The organism is Ignavibacteriales bacterium (genome assembly GCA_015709675.1).
Taxonomy (GTDB): Bacteria; Bacteroidota; Ignavibacteria; order Ignavibacteriales; family Ignavibacteriaceae; genus H2-BAC3.
In genome coordinates this window covers 4,111,200-4,132,594 of record CP054182.1, presented here as the reverse complement: position 1 = coordinate 4,132,594, position 21,395 = coordinate 4,111,200, and the positions used below count along the sequence as shown (strand labels likewise).

Sequence of the window (21,395 nt, the reverse complement as noted above, 5' to 3'; positions counted from 1 at the left end):
AGGCGGCCTTTTGGGTGCCGCCTCCGGCACTGTGAATAGTTTCGTTATTTACAATTACGACTTTTGCCGTTATTTCATGAGTATCATTTTACCAGAGCCGCGGAACGGGCTGAAAGATTTATCAGCCGGAACCGCTTCCAGGGTATAAATAAAGATTCCCGATGCACCCAGAGGGGCGAACACGGATTCATGATTTCCCGCGCTGAGTTCACTGTTCACCAGTACGGCTACCTGCTCTCCAAGCGCATTGAAGACGACAAGGCGGACTGAGGATGCTGACGGCAGCGAGAACCTGATAACCGTTGAGGGGTTAAACGGATTAGGATAGTTCTGCTCCAGACGGAATTCTGAAGGAAGCGCATCCGTTGTCTGATCTCCGGTTCCTGCGGGTGTATAAGTCATCCAGTTGCGGATAATATAATCATAATTCATTGCTGAAATATCGTTGTTATAGCGGTATGGTCTTCCCGCGATATATATAAACGCCCCCGCGCTGTCCTTTTTGATTCTGAAACCCGCGGACCATGCTGAAGCCATATCATTCTTAAAGATGGGTACCGCACCCGCGGTTGTATCAACCAGAACAAGCTGATTGCGCGTGTTGTTTGGCAGCACGGGCATATCCTGCAGCCCCTCGGCAACAGAGAAAATTGTTGAGGTGAAATCAGTAAGTCCGGAAATTGACTGCACGCCGGTATATTGCATAAGCTGTGATGAGAAGAAATCCTGCCCCTGCCTGGTTGCAAGCAGGAAGTTTCCTCCTGACTGCACATAGTCAAGCACCTGAGCAGCACTGTAAAAGGCGATATCGCCGCCATAGTTATTGCCCAGCCAGATTACTCTCGGATATTTTTTGAGTATATCATCCGGAATAGCGCGGTTAAAGTAATGTGCCCCCTGAACCTGTTCATTAAGTTTATAGTCAAAATCCTGATTGCCGAATAAATCCCATACGTCCACTTCGAACTCTCCGAACGGACCTGAGTTAAGGTAAAAGTTGGCAAACTCCGTCGGGTAAGTTGCTCTTTCAATGCCGTTGACCACTAATATATCGGCACGGGTCTGGATTGCGGTAACGGCACTGTTGATAATTCTGGTATGTGATGCCGTCCCGTCTGATACTTTAAGGGAAACCGTGTAGTTTCCTTCATCCGTATATATATAAGACGGAGCGGGAACTGTTGCATCAACGGTTCCGTCATTGTTAAAATCCCATTCCCATGAGGTAATGGCTGAGGCTCCCTGGGTTGAGTAATCGGTAAAAGAAACTTCGAATGGCGCTGCGCCAAGACTCTTATTCACTGCAAATGCTGAATTCAGGCGGCTTGCCGGTCTGAGATCTTCATAGGCGGACTGATAGACAAGTTTGGTTGAGGTATTCTGAATGAATGCGACAACGCGGATACTGTCCATACTGACCTTTGAGAGAAAATTTTCCGTAGGTATATACATCAGATCTGCAGTAACTGATTCACCCGGAGCAGGGATCTCAAAGGAAGTTCCTTTGGCATCGGGAAGCATTTTGCGTGTTACGTTAAAGAAAATTCTCTCTCCGTTTGAGCCCGGAGGTGATGCATATTGCACAATCCGCTCAGTAAGCGCAATAAAAAGCCGTGTGGCAGTAAAGGTGGTAACATCCGAACTGTCACGGGTTATTTTGATGTTTACGCTGATAACATTATTGGAAAACTTTTCAGCCACAATTTCAATTTTGAACGGCGAGAATGCAGCGTTTCCGGAATTAACGGCCGCTTCAACAGCCGCCTGTGAGGTACTGGTATTAGCACCGTTGATCTGAATCCAGGGAACGGAATTAACTCCGTAAAGACCGCGGCGGGTATTATTATCCGCAGAGTTCAGTAAAAACATTGGATCATTGCTTTGCGGCCAGTCAACATTATAAATAACATGGGATATGGTGCCGTTAGCCACCATCTGACCTGTCAGACTATTATACCAGGAGTTATTGATAGAGGCACACGGAGCGCAGCCGGAATTAGTGAATCTTTCCAGAAGGGAGAGCTTCGGAAAGGCGGAAGCTGAAATCACTAATCCTGTCAGCAGGAAAGAAAGTAAAAGTTTGTTCATTTTGAGAGAACCCTACAAATTAAATCAATGATGTGAAGTATAAGGGGAAAAATTAAACTGTGCAAAATAAAGTTGTTGAGATTTTCGGCATTATCAACTATCAGAACCGGACCGTCATCAGCCGCCTTTTGTGCTCCGTAAATCCTTTTCTTTTATAAAGCGAAAACGCCCTGTGGTTGGTTAATTCCACCTCAAGATGCAGTGCCTTTACTCCGTGATTCGGGGCTTCTTTCAAAATGAAATCCACTGCCAGGGAACCGGCACCCCGTCCTCTGAACTCTTCAATAATATAGAGTTCATCAAGAAAGGCATTCCGGCCTCCGAACTCAAAGGAAAACCCAAAGCAAAGGAGCAGATAACCAATAACCGTTGTCCCCTCCATAATAAGCCAGCCCCTGCCGAGGTGTTCCTTTTCGAGGAAATCACGGCAGTTTTTTCCGGTGAGCGCGGAATCAAAAGGATAGCCGTCAATTTTATAAAAATCTTCCATCATTTGCAGCAGACGGGGGATGTGACCGGAGGTAATCGGAGAGAAGGAGAACGGCTTCATATTAAAAAGTAAATTTCATAATTCATTATGCGAAGATAGTTACTTGCTGCTTACGGCCGTCAATGAGAATAAATTGAGTGAGAATTGGGCTTCCTCCTGAGGGGGTCAAAACCGGAAAAGGGTGTGGTCAGAATAAAAAAATACCGTAACTTTCAGGTTTTAATGAAAACAGGATTTCCCGGATGCGTTCCTTCGTAACTTTTTCCCTTTTTCTCATGATGGGTATTCTGCTTCATGCACAGCCGCGCAATTACGTTCCCGGTGAACTTTTAGTGCAGATGAAAGCAGGCAAGACCCCCGGACTTATGACAATGCAGAATCAGTCAGCCGGACTCACTATTAAAGAACTGATAGCCGATGAAATGAATATCTGGCTTATCGGATATGACGAGTCGGTGATCAGCGATGCTGCCGCTCTTTCGCTCGTAAAGAATTATGATGATGTACATGCGGCACAGTTTAATCATTATATATCACACCGTCCGGGTGTGCCTGACAACGAAACTGCTTCACCGTGGAATTCACCCTTTACAACTACCCCGAACGATCCCCGTTTTGCCGAGCAGTGGGGCCTGAATAATACCGGACAAAGCGGCGGCACTCCTGATGCGGATATAGATGCTCCTGAAGCGTGGGATTTCCACACCGGCGGACTCACCGCGTTTGGTGATACCGTGGTGGTTGCCGTGGTTGACGGCGGATTTGATTTAAACCACCAGGACCTTAATTATTATAAAAACTGGCGTGATATTCCCGGCAACGGACTCGATGATGACCAGAACGGATATATAGATGACTATAACGGATGGAACGCGTATGACCAGAACGGCAATATTCCCTCAGACCAGCATGGCACTCATGTGGCCGGTATTGTCGGAGCAAAAGGGAATAATGCACTCGGGGTCTCAGGCGTCAACTGGAATGTAAAGGTGATGGCTGTTGCCGGTTCTTCGGGGCAGGAAGCCATTGTCCTCCGTGCATATAATTATATACTTAAAATGAGAAAGCTCTATAACCAGACAAACGGCCAGCAGGGGGCTTTTGTGGTTGCAACCAACGCCTCTTTCGGTGTTGACTACGGCCAGCCTTCAAACTATCCGCTCTGGTGCGCGGTATATGACTCACTTGGAGTGCAGGGTGTGTTAAGCTGCGGCGCTACGGCGAATGCGAACGTGAACGTTGATCTTCAGGGAGATATACCAACCGCATGCGCAAGCGATTTTCTTGTTTCCGTTACTAATACAACCCGTACCGATGCAAAAAACTCAGGCGCGGCATACGGTCTTACCACTATTGATCTCGGAGCCCCGGGATCTGCAGTACTTTCCACAGTGCCAAATAATGGCTATTCAAGTTTAACCGGAACTTCCATGGCTACCCCCATGGTCTCCGGCGCAATAGGACTGATGTTTGCCGCGGCTAATCCGCAGCTCATGTCATTTTATAAACTGAATCCGGCACTTGGGGCCTTGCAATTTAAAGAGTATCTTCTTTCGTCAACAGACCCGATACCCGCCTTAAACGGTATTACGGTAACCGGCGGTCGTCTTAATATATATAAAGCTCTCCTTGCCATCGCGGTGCCTCCTGATACCATAGCACCAACAAGAGTTCAGGATCTTGCTGCTTCGGAAGTTACATCATCATCAGTGCGCCTGCAGTGGACAACACCATTGGACACCACCAGAAACGGTGTCGCGGGATATGATATCCGCTATGCAGTTACTCCGATCACGGATAGTGCTTCATTTAATGCTGCTCTTCCGGTCAGTTATTCTCACACGCCTGATACCACGGGAGCTCCGGTAAGTGCCCCGGTCAGCGGACTTACCCCTAATACTACATACTATTTTGCACTCAGAGCATACGACATCTGGGCTAACTGGTCTGACATTTCTAATGTTGTTTCAGTAACTACATGGCAGGTGCCTGTGTTCAGCGCAGCACCAGACAGTATGTTCCATTATCTTAATCTGAACGGAACCCGCACCGATTCAGTCGTGATTTCCAATATATCACTGCATCAGTCCACCATGGAGTGGTCAGTAACTTTTGAGAATAACACTTTTCCGGCAGGTTCTTTAAAAGCAGCAGTCATATCATCGGTTGCGCGCAGTGAGGATAGCCGCCTGCAGGTGAAGCAGAATCCGCCGCAGACCTTCGGCGCGGCAGGAAGAGGAAGCGGTGGTCCGGATGCATTCGGCTATACCTGGATTGACAGCGATGAGCCCTCCGGTCCGGCTTTTGTCTGGAATGATATATCCGCCACAGGAGCTGAGCTGACAAACTGGATATCAACCGGCACTTTCGGCGCCAGGGATGAAGGGTATTCGGGTCCGGTTGCACTTCCGTTTAATTTTAAGTTCTACGGTGAAACTCAGAACGCGGTGTATGTTTCAAGCAACGGCATGATACTCTTTGCAGTTCCTACGGCTAATAATTTTACTAATGCAAATCTTCCCGCAAGTACTGCTCCAAACGGCATTATTGCTCCTTTCTGGGATGACCTTGACGGCACAAACGGAGGAAAGGTATATACGAAGCAGGAGGGTAATACATTTGTTATCCAGTATAACAACTGGCCCCGTTACAGCACAACCGGTTCGGCTTTAACCTTTCAGGTGGTGCTGCATCAGAGCGGAAAGATCGTGTTTTATTATAAAACCATGACTTCTTCCACACTGAACTCGGCAACAGTTGGCATTGAGAATCTGACCGGCACAGTCGGACTTCCGGTTGCCTTTAACGCAGTATATGTAAAAAACAATCATGCAGTTGCCATTCAGGCCGAACCTGACTGGCTGCAGGCCCAGAACTTCTCAGGGATGCTTTATAACGGAAACTCTGCTTCAGTGGTGCTTACCTTTAACGCAAGTGACTTTCCGCAGGGACTGTACTCCATGGATATGAAAATAAGTTCCACTGATCCGGCAGTTCCGGTGAAGACGGTTCCCGTGGTGATGTGGGCAAGCGGGGTTATACCGGTTGAGCTTTCTTCATTCCGAACCGAAGCCGAAAAAGGAGCGGTGCATATATACTGGTCAACCGCGACAGAAACGAACAATGAATCCTTTATCATAGAAAGAAAGAAAAAGGAAGGGGAGTGGACTGCTGCCGGAACGGTTCAGGGACGCGGCACAACAACACAACCCGCGGAATACCGGTTTACCGATTATCCTGAAACAGCAGGGACCTATTACTACCGCCTGAAGCAGCGTGATTTTGACGGTACCGTAAGAATCACTGCCGAAGGAGAAGTATTGGTTGGCATGCCTTCCGTTATATCGCTCGGGCAGAATTACCCCAATCCGTTTAATCCCGCAACCAGGATTGATTATCAGATTCCGTCTGATTCAAAGGTAGTAATAGAAATCTATGAAATGACCGGGCAGAAAATCGCAACACTGCTTAATGCTGAACAGTCAGCAGGATATTACTCGCTAGATGTATCAGCCGGTTCACACGGACTTTCCTCAGGCATATATCTTTACCGGCTGACGGCAGTTGAAGAAGAAAGCGGCAGGAGCATTACTCTGAGCAGGAAAATGGTTATCCTGAAGTAATGAAAAATGAAGAATGAAAAATGAAGAATGAAAAATGAAGTCTGAAATGCTTATATAACGTTAAATCTTCAATTTTGTGAATAAAGGCCCTGGAAATATCCGGGGCTTTTTATTTTGTTCGATTTGATATAGAGCGATGCAAATGCTAACCGGAGGTTTTAATCATTACGATCTTCTGCATTTGCGTCGTCTCAGGGAGGAATGAGCAAGCCAAGAATGTACAAAGCACGGATACGCGCAGAGACGACGCAATCGCAATAACCTGAGGTATATAAAAGTCGGTCGCAGCGATTGCATCGTCTCTACGAAAAATATAATTCTTTACCGTGTTTACAGCGTCTCAGGAAAGATCGAGGGCAAAAAATCGGTAAAACACAGACACATCGGCAGCTTAATTATCCGGTCTGCCGTCGCGGTTACTGTCTTTGTATGCCCTGAAAAATGATGTTTTGATCTTGTTATCAATATCATTTTCATTTGCAGCATTGTCAGGGTTCAGCCATCCGGCGGAGGTTTTGAACCAGGCATACGGATTCACCAGCAGCGTCAGATTTTCACTGCCTGTTGCACCGATCGTTACCGCCGGGTTAAACACTATTGACTGGTCGGCTGATTTCTTTGAACGGTATACAAACGGGATACCGTTAAATTTTCCCATCACGATAACAGAAAATCTCTGGTCTTCCGCTGTTCCGTTAAAGAAAGCAGTATCAACAAATGCTTCGTTGGCTTCGGGTTTGTGTACCCTGAAGCGGACACGGTCATAGGTGCCTGCCGGAATACTGTTTGAGCCAAGCGAATGCAGCGTGTTATTTGCATTAAGCCGTACTACAAAAGGACCAGCTTTTATATCCGTGCTGTCATTACCGTTCGCCGGTTTCAGTTTAACTGATTTGATAAGAATTTTAACCGAGTCAATAATAAGCGTATCAGCAAGCGACTTGCTGAAAGCGCTGTAATCGGTATAAAAGCTTACCGCAACTGAATTCCCGGCGGGTGCAACCGGATCATCCTTGCATGCTGTAAGAAAGAGCATTGCCGGAATCAGTAGGGTGAATAAAATAATCCGTTTATTCATGGGTTTACTCCTGTATTTATGTTAGTGATAACTTAGTTTAAAACAACAGTTTTCACTGAACAAAGATCGTGACATTGCCTCAGGGGATGTGTGATTTGTGACAAATGTATATCTTCTCTGTCAGAGAGGTTAGTGCAGTCAGAAAGTGATGCAGATCACCGATACCGGCTGATACCTTTTTGTGACCTTGCAATCTTACTCAGTGGTTTCGGTGCAATTATTTGCAATGTTACCTGCCGGCATGCTTTGAAAAAGCGAGAAGGGGAGTATATATTTGTACCGCCGGATGATAATCCGGCGCTGTGAAGATATTTATAAGATAGATACCAGCTAAATTTTTAACTAAAATTATTTCCCGGTAAACGCCGGATTGTTATTTGGACGCACACTCCTTTAACGCTGATATCGGAAAAATATTTAGCATAAATGATTCTTTTTATGAAAGAATTACATGGCCCCCAGTAACAAAGATTCGGCTAACTTACGCTTGGAAGGTGTAAACAAAGGCTCAGATCCCGCAGGTGATTTTGCCGGAAATTTACTTCCAAATACCTTGCCGCCTGTTTTTATATAACTCGCAAGATATTTACCTTCACCTTGATTGAAATGAGAGGCAATGTGTCCGACTCCCTTTGCATAGAAGATTTTAAGTATATCACCAGCCGAATAACAAACGCAGTTTGAAAATCTCCCCGCAAATGTCTGCGTGCTGTCAGTGAAAGAGGCGGTAAAATAGATGGAAGATGTATCGCCGTCAATGCTTTTCCATCTGTCACCATTAGCAGGATAAAGTTTTGCCAGTTTCTGTTCTCTGAAAGGATTTCCGGGGACTGCTGAATGACCCTGTTCCGTGGTGTCTAAATCAGTTGCAATGAAATAGCCATCTCTGATAAAATAGTATGAAACGTTTATTGCTGTATCAGTTCCATAAACCCATTCTGAACGGAAAACAAGCGTGCTGTCACTTCTTTTGGTGGTGCCGGTTATCCTGTAGAGAAGTGTTGAACTATCAGTGGTTAAAACAAACTGACGTTCATCACCTGTCTGAAGACTTACATAAGGGGGATCACCCGGAGGATTGACAACGGGGTCAGAACATGAGGAAGCGGATAAAATAATAAGTACGGTAAAAACGAAATGGTGAAAGCGTTTAAGAGACATTGGACAACACCTTTCAGGTAAAATACAAAAATCTCTGAGTAAGGGAGAATCCTTACCTGCTTGACGTAAAGATTTCCTCAGTAAACGAAAATTCAGAAAAAGTACTGTATCATGCAAGTCACTTTTTGAAGGTTACAAGGTGTGACAATATCTTAAATTCGGAAGTACAAAGAAAATCCTTGCAGGCATAGTATACGGAACTGCCGGACTAATAAATCAACTGGAAATCCATCAATGGTTTGATTGCGAAAGGGTTTGCTGCCTGAAATAAAAAAGCCGCTGTATTATTTGCAGCGGCTTTTGTGTGTGTTCTGGGACAACTGTAAGTGCTGGTTGTCAGTTTTTGGAAAGTTCTCTTTCAATGACCGAGGTAATTTCGGTATCGGTTGGTTTAACTCCGCTTCTGTAACGGGCGACAATGTTTCCTTCTTTGTCAATCAGGAATTTCTCGAAGTTCCATCTGATGGCGGAGTCTCCGGTTACTGAATTGTTCGTCAGCTTTTCGAATAGCGGTGACTTATTTGCCAGTACGGTAACCTTCTCAAACAGAGGGAAGCTTACATTAAAAGTTGTTGAGCAGAATTCTTTAATTTCATCCGCGGTTCCGGGTTCCTGGTTGCCGAAATCATTGCAGGGGAATCCAAGGACGAGGAATCCCTGATCTTTATATTTCTGGTAAATTGCTTCAAGGTCGGAATACTGTTTGGTGTAGCCGCATTTGCTGGCAACATTAACGATCAGCAGAACCTTTCCTTTGTAATCGGCAAAATTGACCGGGTTCCCGTCAATATCCTTCATGGTAACATCTGAAATATTATTGTTCATTCCTTCTCCTTCTCCCGGTTTTGCAATAACTGGGGAGGCCATATAGCTGTAATAGCCGTACATACCTGCACCGCCGGCGAGCAAAAGTCCGGTAACGATTAATATTATAGTATTCATTTTCATGGTTTGTCCTTATTTTTACCAATAAACAAAATCTGTACTGTATATTGTTCCAATTTAACAAATTTATCAATAGCATCTCCTTTACCCTGATTACAGGGACAGGAGTTCTTTTTCTCATAAAGTATGGCTGGCGGGTGATGGGGGGATGGAGCATCATTCCGGCTCTGCTTTTTGCCGCATCCATCTGGTTTATCGCCGGATGGGCGGGAAACCGTTTCCAGCCGATGAAGATTATCAGGTCCAGGGGAAAAATTTATCCGCTGCTGGTTTACCTTGGTGTGATATTCACCTTTGGTATGCTCCTGCTTGATCTGGATTCCCGGGTCGGCAGATATTACGCAATTAACGAATGGCTTGAAAGTTTTAATGACGGCAGGTTCCCTTATGGGGGGGTGACCAATCCTTCCGGGTTTCCGGTACTTTTTTTACTGGCACTGCCGTTTTACTACCTGGGCAATACCGGAATGATGGTACCGCTGGGTATAGCCCTTTTAGCAGGTTTTGTGATTTATGAGAAAAAAACCTACCGCGATGTTGTGGTCTCTCTTACTATTCTTTTCCTGAGTCCCCTGGTGTCTTATGAATATCTGACCCGGAGCGAACTGATTTTTAATATGTCACTGGCGGTAATTCTTATTTCACTCACCGCTGACCGGAGAGCATCGGAGCAGCGCGAGGCATTTCATTATGTGATGGCGGCGGCCTGGGGAGCCATTCTGGCTACGCGGCTGGCAGTTGCCATCCCCTGGGCGCTTTTTCTGCTCTTCTTTTACCGTCAGGATCTAAAGAGGATGATGACCTCGGGGGCGGTTGCCATTGGTGTTTTCACTGCACTTGTAATACCTTTCTGGCTGTGGAATCCGGAGCTGTTTATGCAGAAAGGCCCCTTTGCCATTCAGATGATGTATCTTCCTCAGTGGGTATATCTACTCACTCCGGTGGTGATACTTGCCGCCGGATGGCTGGCGGGGAATCATCAGGAGGTTTATTTTTCAGCCGGGATAATTCTTTTTGGACTGGTGCTTGTTTCATTTTTCAGCACCGCCGCGGTTACCGGTTTTGAGCAGGCAATTTTCAGGGACCGGTTTGATGTCTCTTATTTTATCCTGCCGCTGCCATTTTTTATCATGGCGATCAGGGAATATACCGTTGACCGCTATCTGGGAAGGGTATATTACTCTGAACCGGAACAGTTAGAACTGCAGTGAAAATCAGTTTAATGTTCCGGCAGTATATATTCAGGTAATTTTCTCTGAAAGAAGAGCATAAAACGAACCGGGGTCTTTGCTGACAGCAAGTGCCAGCTCATCACTATCAAACGGTTTGGCAATGTCAGACAACAGCTGAAGCTGAAGTTCCGGCATGGCAAGGGGAGTAATGAGCAGAAATATTATGTGTGAGGGCTCTCTGTCCATGGAATCAAATTCTATCCCTTTTTGTGAAAGAGCGCAGAGTATGAGAGGTTCCTTAACCGTTATGCGCGCATGGGGAAGCGCCAGTCCGTTAACCAGACCCGTTGAAGAAGATTCCTCCCGTGCCAGCACCGCTATGCGGAGTGATGTTTCATCCGTGCGGTACCGGGCAGCCGCCTTTTTGCACAGTTCACGTATTACTTCATCCTTTGTACGGGCTTCCGTAATATATACTGATGCGGGGGAGAGAAGACCTTTGAGCGTGCGCAGTTTGCGGAGCCGCTCTGCATATACAGACATAAGAGGCCCGCTGATGACCGAAGTGACGATGGCCATGATAACAAGTGCAACAAAGGTGCGTTCACCTATCAGGCCGTACTCTAGGGCAAGAAGACCAAGGATAATTTCCATGGCGCCATGAGCATTCATTCCAAACCCCACTGCCATGGATTCTGTTTGTCCCATGCCTGCTGCCCTAGCCCCGAGCGCTGAACCGGTTACCTTTGACGCGGTTGCAACAACTATCAGGGTGAGTGTCAGGAAGAAATCAAAGTTGAGAATAAAATTAACACGGAGTCCGATTGACACAAAAAACAGCGGCGCAAAGATATTTGTTACAAACTGCTGAATGATTTCTCTGGTCTCCTCTTTCAGATGAGCAGAATCACCGATAGCAATACCGACGATGAATGCGCCGAAGATGGCATGAATTCCTATATATTCAGTAAATGCGGCACCGGCAAGTCCAGCGATAAAGATGAAATTCAAAACGCTGCCCGGTAAGGAGAATTTTTTCTGAATAACAGGAAGAATTCTGTTGAATAACTTCCTCCCAAAAACCAGAGTTACCAGCAAAAACGTGAACATCAGCAGAACAGTAGTTTGCGGTGAGAAACCGTGGCTTGAATCAGATATCTGTGCAATCAGGATGGAAAAGATAATCCACCCGGTTATATCATTAAGCATTGCTGCCGCAATAACCGTGAATCCAATTTCAGATTTAAAGAGTTTCAGATCCATCAGAATCTTAGCCACAACCGGCAGGGCGGTGATTGAAAGCGCTGTTCCGATAAAGACAGAAAAAATCAGATGGTTTTTCTCCGGTGCCATTCCTAAAAAGGCAGGGAAAAGGTAAGAAAGCCCGAAACCGGCAGCAAAGGTGAACGCTATTCCTGTTATGCTTGTCAATCCGGCTACCTTTGACTGACGGATGAGCACGCCCAGGTCAACTTCAAGACCTGAAACGATCAGCAGAAGTACAACGCCAAGCATTGCAAGGCCATTAAGTGCTGAGGTTATCGCGGCACTGGCGGTGAAAAACTGATTATATATGTCAGGTGCCAGCATACCAAGAACTGTCGGCCCGAGGATGATGCCGGCCAGTATTTCACCGATAATCATCGGCTGTTTTATGGCGCGGAACATCTCTCCAAGCCCGCGCGCCAGGAGGAGCATTATGCCGAGAATCAGCAGAAAGAGCGCAGTTTCGGAGGTGTTCATTTCAGCGCACCATCAGTATGGAGCAGGGGAGCTCCTTTAGTATATATTCAACATCATGCTGGAAAATGCGGTCAAGCAGACTGAGTTTTTTCGCGGGAGCGGTCATCACCAGCAGGTCGCCGTTCTGTTCTTTTGTATACGCGCTGCTTTCAAAACCCTCCTTGCCGTAGATGCAGGTGCGGGTAACAGGTATGCCGCTGAAGTCATGTTCGCGGATATAGATATCCATCTTGGCTTCTTCTTCCTTTTTCCACTGCTCAAGAGCATCTTCAGCCTCGGTGAGTGAGCCGGTCGCGTTCACGGTCATGGCAAGCCCCGGTACCTGAAACTCCCTGATAAGCCCGAGAGAGCCGCCGGACATTCTTGCAAGATCTGCTGCATAGCTGAGCGCCGGTTCATTTTCTTCAGTAAACGCAGTAATCATATAGATATTTCTGAGCACGCCCCGTTTGCTGAAATCGGGGGTGAGAATGAGCAGCGAGCAGGGGGTGTTGCGCATGAGTTTGCGGGCAACTGAGCCTATATAATAGCCCTGCAGATTTTCTTTCTCAAGAGCGCCTGCTATCAGCAGATCAAATTTCTGTTCTTTTGCTGTATTCAGGATTACACGCGCCGGATTGCCTGATCCGGTTACGACTGAGGCGGGTATAGATTCGCTTCTGAGAGAAGCCTCTGTTTCTTCGAGACGTTTCTTCATGGCTGCATCAGGAATGCCTGCATAGATGAGGGTGAGCGCGGAACTCCACCGCCGGCATAACTTGCGGGCGAGTTCAAGATGCGCCAGAGAGTTAGGCGAAAAGCTGATCGCGAGTCCTATTTTCCTGATTTCAGGTTTCATATATATGCTCTTATGTGTTTTGATATGCTTCGGCAAATTTCCGTAAAATACCCTCTACCTCATGCTGCCGGTCATGGGGTACGGGGATGGCGATGGTTCTTTGCTGGGCTCCGTTCCTGCTTCTTACGATAATGCGGCAAAGGATAGAGCGGGTTTTTTCATCGTATTCAACTTTATCCAGATTCCGCCCCATGGTATGCCACTCGTGATATACACTGCCAAGAACAACTCCGTCAGTGCCGATATATATAGAGCCGTCAGATTCGGTTATCAGCCGTGAGGAAATGCGCCGGTGAAAATAGGAAATTAAAAGACCAAATACTCCGAGTCCTGCCCCGAGCAACGCTCCTGCCCAGGTAGGGAGGGGGATCAGATCAATAAAAGCTGCCAGAGTTCCGGCAAATAAAAATCCCCAGAAAGCAACATGTGCCTCACCTGACTGGCGTTTTGACTCATTGGCAGCAAACTCCCTGAGCGCATCCTGATCCAGAACCCAGGAGCCGATGAGCCCTCTGCCGTTCATCAGTGCTTCAGCATCTCCCATCACCCGTCTGCCGGAAAACCAGAGAATCCACCGGGCGAGAAACAGTCCGGAGCCAAAAATGCCCGGCATATAAATATACCACTGGAATCCTATAGCCATCGAACCCGCCAGTGAGAATACCGAAAACACAATATAAAGCAGATCAAAAGTTTTTATAAGAGAGTGATTCGGGTTAACTAACCTCGCTCTGATGCTTTGCTCCTCTAATTTCTTCTTATTTTCATACTTAAAGATACTATTTAAAAGGAAAATGCCGGAGGTGGTGTCCTCGACTCCGCTCGGACACCGAGAAGAAGGTCGGTTCCCGAGCGGGTTCGGGGGACGGTTTCCGAGCGGGTTCGGGGGACGGTTCCCGAGCGGAGTCGAGGGATGGTTCCCGAGCGGAGTCGAGGGATGGTTCCCGAGCGGAGTCGAGGGATGGTTCCGGACGAAACGCAAAGTAAGCAGAGTTATCCGCAAAGCTCCGCAGAGTCAAAGGTCAGACAAGGCGGAAAAACCATCTTTTCTGTTCTGAGGAAAACAATTCACAATTATCCATTCTCCATTATCAATTATCAACTATTTTTCTGTCTATTCTTTCATACACTTCTTTCCGCCTTTTGTACACCGTGGAGACCCCTCATCACTAAAATACTTCCCAGTGCTTCAAAACAGGGTAAGTTTCGCACAGAAATTCAGGCATATTAATTGCATAATAAGTTGATTAATTCTTATTTGTTGAGAGGAAACACAATGCTAAAAGCTGTTACATTTTTTTTAGCCCTTTTTTTAACCGCGGGCTTCACATCTGCTGCACCGTCTGAGCTGCTGAAAAACCTGCCCGCATTAACGGATTCAGTTGAAGAGGAAACCGTTATTGATACTACCATTTCATCCGATGATGATGACTGGTGGAAGATGGACAAAAAGAAAAAAGATAAAAAGGTTGTCATAAAAAAGAAGAATAAAAAAGACAACAACCAGACTGAAGATGAGTGGGTTGAATGGGACTGGGATGAAGACTGGGATGTTGATTTTAACGTATGGAACAGCGATGATAATCCAACCATCAGTGTTATGTATGGCCAGGGAGGCTTTAAACAGAGTTATCTTTCCGATATGCCATTCGGGGAACTTCGCCTCGGTTACGGCGGTACAACGGTATATAAGCGCAAAGATTTCCTTACCAATTACGATGCGAGCTATCTGACATACAGCATCCAGTCTGCAACGTTCGGCGAGAAAAAAGATGCTGCCCTTGTTGAAAGCAAACTTACCCGCTTCGGTATGGGCTGGGATGAAGGTTACGGATATAATCTCGGCGGCAATGCATCACTGAATTTATACAACACTTTTGGCATTGGATGGTCTAAACTGGAGCTTGTTGATTCCGTTGCTAATCCGGTTGATTATAACTATCTGAGCGACTACCGCGATGCTTACAGATTCGGCATCAGAGGAGAAGCAGGCATCAGTCTTTCACCGATTCCAAACCTCAGCTTTAATGCCGGATATGAGCGTGCAATTGTATATCCGAGAGTGCTTTTCTGGAAGACCGCAGGATCTCTGCTTACTGAAAGCGTGGCAGGATGGGCAGTAGAAGAATTTGTTGACAGAATACTGCATAACTCCCCGGCAGTGGCTCCGGTGATGAATTTTATCCTCCGCAGCGCGCTGATCTACGGCGCTTATGAACTTCGTCGTGACGAGAGCAACTTCCCCTTCAACGGAGTTGAGCCTGTTGCCCACGACACATTTAAATTTGGAATAAGCTTTATCTTTTGATCGAAGTTTTATTTCATTACGACGCTCAGTAAACCGCCCTCGCCTGACACGGGGGCGGTTTTTTTATGCTCTTTCTTTCACAGAACCGGCAGGACCATTTTTGCCGGACTTCTACAGACTTCGCTTACTCTTTAACCAATACCATATCTTCCAGGAAGGGGAACTTCTCCCTGGCCATCTCAATCTGCTGCTTATTAATAGTATAGTAAAGTGTTTCATCAGTGATGGTCTGGCAGTCAATCACTTCACCGGTCGGAGCGCAGACCATGGAAGAGCCGTCGTAAGCAACATAGGGGTCATTTCCCATTCTGTTGCAGGCGACGGTGTAACAGAGATTCTCAATTGAGCGGGCCGGGGCCAGATGCTTCCAATGATGAACGCGCGGTACCGGCCAGTTGGCAATGTTAACCATCAGATCGGCTTTCTGCTTGCCGTAGTAACGGTAGAGTTCAGGGAAGCGGAGATCATAGCAGATGGAAAGTCCTGTCTTCCAGCCGCAGATATCAGTCATAACCGGATCGCTGCCGGCTGAGTAATTTTTGTTTTCATCCGCCAGCCCGAAGAGGTGAATCTTGCGGTATTCGGCAACGATTTTCCCTTCCCGGTCAAAGTGGAGCAGTGAGTTATAAATCTTTCCTTCAAACTTTCGGATTAGTCCGATAATCAGATGCGTGTTATACTTATACGCCAGTTTGCTGAAGAAGAGGCAGGTCGGGCCTTTTTCATCTTCGGCTAGCGCTTCAACGTTCATGCTGAATCCGGTCAGGGTCATTTCAGGAAGGATGATCAGGTCAGTAGGAACCTGGGCATGGTGAATCAGGTTGAGGATTTTGGTCTGATTTGCTTCTTTGTCTTCCCACACCGGATCATACTGAAGAAGTAATATTTGTAAGAATGGTTTTTCCATGACAAACTCCGGACAATGTTGTTAGTAAACTTACGGAAAAACAATGAACAAGAGGAATGAATAATGAAGAATGAAAGAATGAAGAATGCAACAGTGTTTTTTAACGCAAAGGGAGCAAAGTGTTCCGCAAAGTATCGCAGAGGTAAAGCCGCGCAATTGGGACGCAGATTAAACGGATGCTGGCGCAGCGCGGATTTTAACGGATCGGAAAAAAACTTTTCACTTTTATCTTATAACTTTTAACTCCCAAATGGAAGCAGGGAGGATACCATAATGCCATTCAGTCGTAACTTTATTGTATGATTATAATTTTTTAGGTGTGCCGTGAAAAAAGCGTTGTTATTTTTTAGTCTGTTCTTTGCCGGCTGTTCGGTTGATATACCTGAAGGAATTCAGGCAGTTGAAGGTATTGAGTTAGAACGCTATCTTGGCACCTGGTACGAAATCGCACGGCTTGACCATTCATTCGAGCGGGGGCTGAGCAATGTGACGGCAACGTACGCCCGCCGTGATGACGGAGGTATAAAAGTCCTGAACCGGGGATTTAAAGATGCAAAAGGTGAGTGGAGTGAGGCAGAGGGAAAAGCATTTTTTGTAGCAGAGCCGACTCTCGGCCGGCTGAAGGTGTCATTCTTTGGTCCGTTTTACGGCGGATATAATATCATAAAACTGGATAAAGAAAATTATCACTACGTTCTGATCTGCGGTGATACGAAAGACTATCTCTGGATTCTCGCCCGCACCAAAACTATTCCTGAGGATATTAAAAATGAGCTGCTCAGTTTTGCAAAGGATAAGGGTTTTGCGACTGAAAAGCTGATTTTTGTGAAGCATGATAAATAAATTGTGATATCTATGGCGGGGTTTTTTTTGCCACGAATTGCACAAATTAAGAACACGAATTATAATCCCGGGTGATGCCGCTCCAACGGAGCTCGGACAAATCGTTTTTCGAAATTGCTATTAATGGGTCACCGCTAACGCGGTACATGCAATTTCTGTAATAACTGGTCTTGAACCGCAGCACGGTGACCGGTTAATAGAATCAGTTGTACAATAAAATCCCCCTGAACCCGCAGCGCGGGTGACCTGTTAGGAATAGCTATGAATGCATCACCGCTAACGCAGTTCATACAACTTCTGTAATAACTCGAACTGAACCGCAGAGCGGTGACCGGTTAATAGAATCAATTATACATTATAATCCCCCCTGAACCCGCAGCGCGGGTGACCTGTTAGGAATAGCTATAAATGCATCACCGCAACCGCGGTATATGTAATTTCATTAATAACTGATGTTGAACCGCAGCGCGGTGACCGGTTAATATAACCAATTGTACAATATAATCCCCCTGAACCCGCAGCGCGGGTGACCTGTTAGGAATAGCTATGAATGCATCACAGCTAACGCGGTTTATGTAGTTTCGTTAATAACTGGTCTTGAACCGCAGAGCGGTGACCTGTTAATAGAATCAATTGTGCAATATCATCCCTCTGAACCCGCAGAGCGGGTGACCTGTTAGGAATAGCTATGAATGCATCACCGCTAACGCGGTTCATGCAATTTCGTTAATAACCGGTCTTGAACCGCAGCGCGGTGACCGGTTAATAGAATCAATTGTACAATATAATCCCCGTGAACCCGCAGCGCGGGTGACCTGTTAGGAATAGCTATGAATGGATCACCGCTAACGCGGTTTATGAAATTTCTGTAATAACTCGAACTGAACCGCAGCGCGGTGACCGGTTAATAGAATCATTTGTACAATATAATCCCCCTGAACCCGCAGAGCGGGTGACCTGTTAGTTGAGAGCAATTGGTAAAATTATAATACTCCGCCGGTGCTGTATGCTCTATTTTCACCCCAATCCTCATCCACTATAAAAACCGCTCATGTAGGCATAATGCCGTTTTTTCCAATCTGCTGAAAATACCTATCTCCGCTCTGTAATTTTCGCATGACAAATACATCTGTTTGTCACCATGCATGTACCCCTTTGTATTCTTACTATTCTGCGCTGCGCCGGAAGGATGACCAGACAGGCAGAAACAGAAATTCACAAAAAAACCAGATAACAATTTTCCAGGATAACCATGACAAGAAATTCGATGTTTTTGACAGTGATGCTTATGACCATAGTAACCGTAACCGGGCTCAGAGCAGAGTGGACTCCTACAAGCGGGCCTGTATCTTCGACCGTTACCTCTATTGTCCGCCAGAACGGAACCTTTTATGCTTCCACAACCGGTGGCGGTATTTACCGCTCTTACGATGCAGGGGAAAACTGGTATAAGGCAGATGCCGGGCTGCCGAATCTGTTTGTGGATGTTCTCGCCGGCAACAGCACTATGCTGATAGCCGGTACTGCCGGAAGCGGACTCTATGTTTCCCATGACGGCGGGGAGTCGTGGTATCTTACCGCGCCCGAACTTGCTCAAAACTATGTTGTATCACTGGCTGCCAGCGATCAGTATATACTCGCGGGTCTGGGTAATGCACTCTACCTCTCACGGGACGGGGCTCTGACATGGAACAAGGTAACCCAGATTCCTGAGAATGCAACTCCGCTGAGCCTGGCAATCCGCGATGAACTGATGATAGCCGGAACGACAGCCGGAGTATATATTACTTCCGACCGGGGTGAAACCTGGGTTCTCTCGAATAACGGTCTTGCCAGCATATTCACCGGATCAGTATATATCAGCCCGGCCGGTATTTTTGCCGGAACAGCTTCGGGCATTTACCGCTCAACCAATCAGGGAAGCAGCTGGTCCCGGGTAAGCAGCGGGCTCCCGTCAACTTTTGTAAATACCCTCAGCGGAAGCGGAGATACCCTCTACGCGGGAACCACTTCAGCCGGTATCTACAGGTCAGTGAACGGCGGGCAGAACTGGACAGCTGTTTCACAGCAGATATATTACAAAGAGATAAGAAGTATATTCGCTGACGGTGCTCTGCTCTTTGCCGGAACTGCAGGAGGGGGTCTGTATAAATCAGTCAATGCAGGCATAGCATGGGGTCTCAGCAGCAAAGGGCTCAATTATTACAGTACCCGATTCGTGAAAACCGCAGGAGAGTATGTATATGCCGCGGTTGACGGTGGGGCGGGCCTTTACCGCTCATCTGATAAAGGAAACGAATGGCAGTTTATGAGCAGCGGGCTTGTTTCGCAGGAGCTTAATGATCTTTTGGCTGCACATGACGGGTTATATCTGGCAACAGGTTACGGACTCTATTACTCATCAGACAACGGGCAGAACTGGACAGAGAGAGGCAGCGGTCTTACTGATCCGGATGTGCGCACCGTAACCGAAAAAGACGGAATCCTTTTCGCGGGTACCTTCAGCGGAGGGATATATAAGTCAACAAACCGCGGGCTTAACTGGTCATCCTCATCAGCCGGGCTCTCCTGGTTTAATGTGCGCTCATTCGCGGTGAAGGGAGATCTGATTTTCGCCGGTACAGAAGCAGGTGTATATATGAGCAGCAATAACGGGGAAACCTGGCTTTTCCGCAACAGCGGAATTCAGGGCAGCTTTATTATGAACATGGCTGTGCTGAATGGTGCTCTGTATGCCGCCCCATTCGGAAGCGGTATTTATAAATCAACCAATGACGGTCAAACCTGGGTGAGCGCTGATGCGGGAATTGACAATGAATATATCGAAGAGCTTACCGTGGTTGAGCAGAATCTTTTTGCAGGCACCTTCGGAAGCGGTGTTTACCGGTCAACTGATTTCGGGGCAACCTGGGTGAATATCAGCGAGGGGCTGAGTGACGGATATGTCTTTGGCATCGCCGCGGATGACAGTCTGCTCTACGCTTCCACATCATTTGGCGGCGTATATAGAAGAGCGCTTAACGGCGTGCTGACGGGTGTTGATCAGGAAGCAGCAGTTCCTGAAGGATTTGTACTTGAGCAGAATTATCCCAATCCTTTTAATCCTTCAACCGTTATCAGGTATCATCTGCCTGAGATGACGGAGGTCCGTGTTGATATCTACTCAGCATCAGGAGAACTGATTGCCACACCGGTTAATCAGATTGAGCCGGCAGGTCAAAAAGAAATTGTGTTTGACGGTTCAGGGCTGAGCAGCGGGGTCTATTACTATAAGATATCAGCGGGCAAAATCACACAGGTGAAAAAGATGATGCTCATTAAATAATTATGAAGTATTATCCGCCGCGGCGGAATGAATTATGAACTCTTGTTTGCTTCTGTTGTGCTCATTGAGTTGCAGCAGGGGCAGTTTACCGGGAACGCAGCCAGGTATACCCTGTTTTGCCACGAATTACACGAATGAATATTTCGCAGGGATAAGTCGCGACTTGTCCTATACCCTATTTTGCCAAGAATTGCACGAATGAACACGAATTATGCCGCCGGACTGAACCGGCGGCTTTTTTTTTATATTAATCTTTAAGCGGTTTATCCGGCTTGGCGTAGGGGAGGCGGCCGAGCAGTCCGGTTGTATGATAACTGTTCAGTGAACTGATGGCTATCGTTCCGGCGCTTTCAATATCAAGCACTCCGTCTTCAAGAATGGAATTGTCAGGCAGCAGTATCTCTTCAATCCTTCCGATCAGGAATATGGTATCATTTGCCAGGATATGTTTCTCTTCCTCAAAACTAAGACCGATTTTTACCTGTGCTTCCTTCACATAAGGGGCTTTTACCGCATGGGTATATTCCGGTGTCAGTCCGCACTCAGTGAATTCCGAAACTCCGTCCGGATAGCGTGCCGAGGTCTGATGCGCGCGCTTATATATACTGCTGTGAACATGGTTAATGGTAAACTGTCCGGCTGCTTTGATATTTTCATAAGTATGCCTTGCAACAGAAACCGGCCGGAAAAGCATTCCCATCAGCGGAGGATTAGCCCCCACATGAATCACCGAACTGAACAGAGCAAGGTTGGTAACTCCCTTGTCCGAGATAGTTCCTATCAGGTTTGCGCTTTTGAATCCGGAAAGTGAGTTCACAAAATTTGCGCGGTAGTGTTTTTCCATGCTGCCAAGAGCTTCAGGGGTGAGTATCAT

16 protein-coding genes are annotated in these 21,395 nt (G+C 46.6%); 6 read left to right on the top strand and 10 right to left on the bottom strand.

What is annotated here, in order from left to right:
- Window positions 1-69 precede the first annotated feature (69 nt).
- On the bottom strand, window positions 70-2,088 hold the full coding sequence (locus HRU80_16315; protein ID QOJ30352.1) for a PKD domain-containing protein: 2,019 nt from the start codon (window positions 2,086-2,088) through the stop codon (window positions 70-72).
- A 100-nt stretch (window positions 2,089-2,188) separates the two neighbouring features.
- Window positions 2,189-2,638, bottom strand: a complete 450-nt coding sequence (locus tag HRU80_16310; protein QOJ30351.1) for a GNAT family N-acetyltransferase — start codon at window positions 2,636-2,638, stop codon at window positions 2,189-2,191.
- A gap of 182 nt (window positions 2,639-2,820) precedes the next feature.
- Between HRU80_16310 and HRU80_16305 the strand changes: the two genes are divergently transcribed.
- Window positions 2,821-6,201 (top strand): S8 family serine peptidase, encoded by a 3,381-nt coding sequence (locus tag HRU80_16305; protein QOJ30350.1) that lies wholly within the window; start codon window positions 2,821-2,823, stop codon window positions 6,199-6,201.
- A gap of 391 nt (window positions 6,202-6,592) precedes the next feature.
- Here HRU80_16305 and HRU80_16300 read toward each other — a convergent pair whose 3' ends face one another.
- The 3 genes from HRU80_16300 to HRU80_16290 all read right to left on the bottom strand — a co-directional run bounded on the left by HRU80_16300 (window position 6,593) and on the right by HRU80_16290 (window position 9,265).
- Window positions 6,593-7,279, bottom strand: a complete 687-nt coding sequence (locus HRU80_16300; protein ID QOJ30349.1) for a hypothetical protein — start codon at window positions 7,277-7,279, stop codon at window positions 6,593-6,595.
- 447 nt (window positions 7,280-7,726) lie between these two features.
- A complete protein-coding gene (locus tag HRU80_16295; protein ID QOJ30348.1) occupies window positions 7,727-8,440 on the bottom strand; it encodes a hypothetical protein in 714 nt (237 codons plus the stop codon).
- Window positions 8,441-8,776: 336 nt separating this feature from the next.
- A complete protein-coding gene (locus tag HRU80_16290; GenBank protein QOJ30588.1) occupies window positions 8,777-9,265 on the bottom strand; it encodes a glutathione peroxidase in 489 nt (162 codons plus the stop codon).
- Window positions 9,266-9,432: 167 nt separating this feature from the next.
- On the opposite strand from HRU80_16290, the gene HRU80_16285 reads away from it, so the two are divergent.
- The gene (locus HRU80_16285; GenBank protein ID QOJ30347.1) at window positions 9,433-10,596 is read left to right on the top strand and encodes a hypothetical protein; all 1,164 of its coding nucleotides are present in this window, start codon (window positions 9,433-9,435) and stop codon (window positions 10,594-10,596) included.
- A gap of 30 nt (window positions 10,597-10,626) precedes the next feature.
- On the opposite strand, the gene HRU80_16280 is transcribed toward HRU80_16285, so the two are convergent.
- From HRU80_16280 to HRU80_16270, 3 genes are read right to left on the bottom strand one after another with little or no spacing between them, the layout of a single operon-like run.
- Window positions 10,627-12,300 (bottom strand): cation:proton antiporter, encoded by a 1,674-nt coding sequence (locus HRU80_16280; protein ID QOJ30346.1) that lies wholly within the window; start codon window positions 12,298-12,300, stop codon window positions 10,627-10,629.
- Window position 12,301: 1 nt separating this feature from the next.
- Window positions 12,302-13,138 (bottom strand): universal stress protein, encoded by an 837-nt coding sequence (locus tag HRU80_16275; protein ID QOJ30345.1) that lies wholly within the window; start codon window positions 13,136-13,138, stop codon window positions 12,302-12,304.
- A 10-nt stretch (window positions 13,139-13,148) separates the two neighbouring features.
- The gene (locus HRU80_16270; GenBank protein QOJ30344.1) at window positions 13,149-13,781 is read right to left on the bottom strand and encodes a hypothetical protein; all 633 of its coding nucleotides are present in this window, start codon (window positions 13,779-13,781) and stop codon (window positions 13,149-13,151) included.
- 633 nt (window positions 13,782-14,414) lie between these two features.
- Between HRU80_16270 and HRU80_16265 the strand changes: the two genes are divergently transcribed.
- Window positions 14,415-15,446 (top strand): hypothetical protein, encoded by a 1,032-nt coding sequence (locus HRU80_16265; GenBank protein QOJ30343.1) that lies wholly within the window; start codon window positions 14,415-14,417, stop codon window positions 15,444-15,446.
- 124 nt (window positions 15,447-15,570) lie between these two features.
- On the opposite strand, the gene HRU80_16260 is transcribed toward HRU80_16265, so the two are convergent.
- Window positions 15,571-16,353: a nitrilase family protein gene (locus HRU80_16260; GenBank protein ID QOJ30342.1), complete on the bottom strand. Its 783-nt coding sequence runs from the start codon at window positions 16,351-16,353 to the stop codon at window positions 15,571-15,573.
- Window positions 16,354-16,416: 63 nt separating this feature from the next.
- Here HRU80_16260 and HRU80_16255 point away from each other — a divergent pair, with 63 nt between their 5' ends.
- The 3 genes from HRU80_16255 to HRU80_16245 all read left to right on the top strand — a co-directional run bounded on the left by HRU80_16255 (window position 16,417) and on the right by HRU80_16245 (window position 20,521).
- Window positions 16,417-16,596, top strand: a complete 180-nt coding sequence (locus HRU80_16255) for a hypothetical protein (GenBank protein QOJ30341.1) — start codon at window positions 16,417-16,419, stop codon at window positions 16,594-16,596.
- An 81-nt stretch (window positions 16,597-16,677) separates the two neighbouring features.
- Window positions 16,678-17,196 carry a lipocalin family protein gene (locus HRU80_16250; protein ID QOJ30340.1) on the top strand — a complete coding sequence of 173 codons (519 nt, stop codon included), beginning with the start codon at window positions 16,678-16,680 and terminating at the stop codon, window positions 17,194-17,196.
- Between the two features lie 1,252 nt (window positions 17,197-18,448).
- Window positions 18,449-20,521, top strand: a complete 2,073-nt coding sequence (locus tag HRU80_16245) for a T9SS type A sorting domain-containing protein (protein QOJ30339.1) — start codon at window positions 18,449-18,451, stop codon at window positions 20,519-20,521.
- Between the two features lie 247 nt (window positions 20,522-20,768).
- Here the strand turns inward: HRU80_16245 and HRU80_16240 are convergent, their stop codons facing one another.
- The gene (locus HRU80_16240; GenBank protein ID QOJ30338.1) at window positions 20,769-21,395 is read right to left on the bottom strand and encodes a flavin reductase; all 627 of its coding nucleotides are present in this window, start codon (window positions 21,393-21,395) and stop codon (window positions 20,769-20,771) included.

Coding starts and splice junctions, on each gene's coding strand:
- HRU80_16315 (QOJ30352.1), bottom strand. CDS start 2,088: ATGAACAAACTTTTACTTTCTTTCCTGCTGACAGGATTAGTGATTTCA.
- HRU80_16310 (QOJ30351.1), bottom strand. CDS start 2,638: ATGAAGCCGTTCTCCTTCTCTCCGATTACCTCCGGTCACATCCCCCGT.
- HRU80_16305 (QOJ30350.1), top strand. CDS start 2,821: ATGCGTTCCTTCGTAACTTTTTCCCTTTTTCTCATGATGGGTATTCTG.
- HRU80_16300 (QOJ30349.1), bottom strand. CDS start 7,279: ATGAATAAACGGATTATTTTATTCACCCTACTGATTCCGGCAATGCTC.
- HRU80_16295 (QOJ30348.1), bottom strand. CDS start 8,440: ATGTCTCTTAAACGCTTTCACCATTTCGTTTTTACCGTACTTATTATT.
- HRU80_16290 (QOJ30588.1), bottom strand. CDS start 9,265: ATGAACAATAATATTTCAGATGTTACCATGAAGGATATTGACGGGAAC.
- HRU80_16280 (QOJ30346.1), bottom strand. CDS start 12,300: ATGAACACCTCCGAAACTGCGCTCTTTCTGCTGATTCTCGGCATAATG.
- HRU80_16275 (QOJ30345.1), bottom strand. CDS start 13,138: ATGAAACCTGAAATCAGGAAAATAGGACTCGCGATCAGCTTTTCGCCT.
- HRU80_16270 (QOJ30344.1), bottom strand. CDS start 13,781: ATGGCTATAGGATTCCAGTGGTATATTTATATGCCGGGCATTTTTGGC.
- HRU80_16265 (QOJ30343.1), top strand. CDS start 14,415: ATGCTAAAAGCTGTTACATTTTTTTTAGCCCTTTTTTTAACCGCGGGC.
- HRU80_16260 (QOJ30342.1), bottom strand. CDS start 16,353: ATGGAAAAACCATTCTTACAAATATTACTTCTTCAGTATGATCCGGTG.
- HRU80_16255 (QOJ30341.1), top strand. CDS start 16,417: ATGAAGAATGAAAGAATGAAGAATGCAACAGTGTTTTTTAACGCAAAG.
- HRU80_16245 (QOJ30339.1), top strand. CDS start 18,449: ATGACAAGAAATTCGATGTTTTTGACAGTGATGCTTATGACCATAGTA.
- HRU80_16240 (QOJ30338.1), bottom strand. CDS start 21,395: ATGATACTCACCCCTGAAGCTCTTGGCAGCATGGAAAAACACTACCGC.